Genomic DNA, 2,503 nt, shown 5'->3' with positions numbered 1-2,503 from the left:
GTATCGGGAAAAGCTGACCGCTTAGAATCAATGCCACAGGGGCTTTTTAGATGTCTACTTGACAGGGGGCAGACCACTAGCTGGGGGTTTTCGTTTAACCCAAAAAACGCCTGTCCACAGCGGGCGGACAGGCGTTTATGGGGGAGGAGAGGGAGATTAGAAGCGGTAGCCGATACCTATGCCGAAGTTATGGGCATGGGGATGCGTCGTTCTGCCTGGAAGGACGCCTGTAGTCCCGTTGTTGCTCGAGTTCGTGTAGTCGAGCACATGATTGTGGATGTACATGTAGGCGAGGTCAAGGGTCCAGTTGCCGTAGAAGAAGCCCACGCCCGCGGTGTAGTAGTTGCGGCCGTTGGAAGGAACCATGTAATCGGCGTTTCCGGGATTCATGGGCGAGGTCTCGTACATGAAGCCGGCGCGCAGGGCCATCCAGTCCACGGGCTTGTATTCGGCGGAGAGGCTGAACGTCCAGGAGTTCTTCCAGTCCTTCTTGGTGGGATTCCAGGCGTTGACCGGGCTTTTCATGTACATGTTGAAGTCGCTGAAGCGGCTCCACAGCGTATAGGTGGCGTCGGCTTCAAAGCTCAGGTTCTTGAGAGGCGCGTAGCTGACGCCCGCGGAGATGGAGTCGGGCAGGTGCATGGTTCCGCGCAGCTTCGAATTTTGAAGAAATCTTGCATCGCCAATCGGCATGACTCGTCCTACTTGATTGTCATAGCGGGTCTTGCCTTCGACCTTCAGGCTCATGGGCGTGCGGTAGAGCAGACCGAAGGACCACTGATCGTTGAGCTTGGCGTGCAGCGAGATGTTGCCGCCAAAGGCCGCACCGTGGCCGTTGATGTTCACGTCACCAAACCTGCCCATATCAGGTATATTAAGATTGCGGCGCATCTGCATGGTGGCGCCCATGACTTCCGCACCCACGGCCACGGAGAAGACATCGTTGATCTTGTAGGCCAGGGTGGGCATGAGGGAACTGGTGATGAGCTGCACGCTCTGCAAGTTATACCCGCCGGGCCAGTTGTGGGGATACTTCACGCCCAGACCGAAACGGGTGTACATGCCCATGCCGAGCCAGAACTTGTCGTTGAGCTGGTGCGTGAGGTACATGCTGGGGATGGGCCAGGTCTGATGGGAGCAGTGGCTGTTCTGCTGACCGCTCGCAGTGCGCGTGTCTATGCCCCAGTAGAACTGGGAAATGGCCAGGTTGGCCTGGAACTGCGTACCGGGAAGCAGGGTGATGCCGGCAGGGTTGTAGGCGATGGATGAAGGGTCTCCGCCGCGGGCCACGAGGCCCCCGCCCAGAGACATGCCGCGGGCGCTCGATTCCATGAGGGCAAAGCCTTCGGCCCAGGATTTTGCGGGGAGAGCCAGCGAGCAGGAAAGGGTCAGGACACAGAGGGCACGGACGGCCCAGCGGGAAACGTTCATGAGGACTCCTCGAGTATCAGAACAGAAAAGGACGTCAGAAAAGACGCAACATACTCTCAGAAGTATAGCTTCCCGAAGGAAAAAAAGGCAAGGGCGGGGCTTATCCGTAAATAGCCTTATTTGCTCTCGTCGGTTTCGTCCTGTGTTTTCCCGGATTCGCGGGAGCGCCGATGGATCACGGGCCGCCAGGTCAGCGTGGATTCCCTGACTTCTCTTGAGAGTTCGGAGGCTTTCCTGCTCAGCGTGTCACCCATGGCCTTGCCCGCCTTGGCCGTGTCGCGGGTCCATTCCCAGGCGATGCCCTTCATCTCGTCAAATTCCGCAAGGCCCTTTTTCCAGAGTTCGCAGAAAAAGCCCTCGGATTCCCATTTCTTGAAGTAGGCGTGGATGGAACTGGGGCTGCCGTAGAAATCCTTGGGCAGGGACTTCCACTGAATGCCGGTGCGCAGAACGTAGAGTATGGCCGTGAAAACCTTCCGCGGATCCAAGGGCTTGCGGCCGCCGCCGGAGAGACGTTTATAGCTGCGTTCCTTGTCGCGGACGTGCTGAGGGATGAGCGGCTTCACCGCCTCCCAGAAGGCATCGGAAATATCCCAGAATTTCATGTCGCAGCCATACCTCTTTGTCCCAAGGTAGCAAAAACGCAGGGAAACGCAATGCCTGTTATTTACGGATTAAAACAGCCCTCCGAAAAGGAAAAAAATTTAAAAAATCTTTTCTTGACATCTCCGAACCAAGCCCCTATAACAGACAAACACGACGCGGGGTGGAGCAGTATGGTAGCTCGTCGGGCTCATAACCCGAAGGTCATTGGTTCAAATCCTTTCCCCGCAACCAATAAAATCAGCCACTTACGAGAAAAACTCGTAAGTGGCTTTTTCTTTTTCCAACCGTATTTCCAACCTCCAGCGTATAAATCCAACCTAAGCTGTATTAGAACAGCTTCATCAAAGCTCTGTGTGAGGGCGCACGAGAAATGAGAATCTTCCGCACGAGAAAATGGGGCCCCACCGGCATAGCCGGTGGTTCCCCCTATGCGCCTGTAAGGCTTTCTTACCAGCCGCGCCCTAAC

Annotated in this window: 2 protein-coding genes and 1 tRNA gene; 1 reads left to right on the top strand and 2 read right to left on the bottom strand. The window is 56.1% G+C overall.

Annotated features, from left to right (window positions below; translation table 11 throughout):
- Positions 1-156: 156 nt before the first annotated feature.
- Both Q0Z94_RS11800 and Q0Z94_RS11795 read right to left on the bottom strand, forming a co-directional pair.
- Entirely contained in the window at positions 157-1,431 is a 1,275-nt protein-coding gene (locus Q0Z94_RS11800; protein ID WP_298069981.1) for an outer membrane protein transport protein, read from the bottom strand.
- Positions 1,432-1,547: 116 nt separating this feature from the next.
- On the bottom strand, positions 1,548-2,036 hold the full coding sequence (locus Q0Z94_RS11795; RefSeq protein ID WP_298069979.1) for a transposase: 489 nt from the start codon (positions 2,034-2,036) through the stop codon (positions 1,548-1,550).
- A 155-nt stretch (positions 2,037-2,191) separates the two neighbouring features.
- On the opposite strand from Q0Z94_RS11795, the gene Q0Z94_RS11790 reads away from it, so the two are divergent.
- Positions 2,192-2,268: transfer RNA gene (locus Q0Z94_RS11790), tRNA-Met, on the top strand.
- Positions 2,269-2,503 lie beyond the last annotated feature (235 nt).

It is taken from the genome of uncultured Mailhella sp., from assembly GCF_947631555.1.
Taxonomy (GTDB): domain Bacteria; phylum Desulfobacterota; class Desulfovibrionia; order Desulfovibrionales; family Desulfovibrionaceae; genus Mailhella.
The sequence above is the reverse complement of the archived record's forward strand: the minus strand, read 5'-3'. Positions and strand labels throughout refer to the sequence as shown.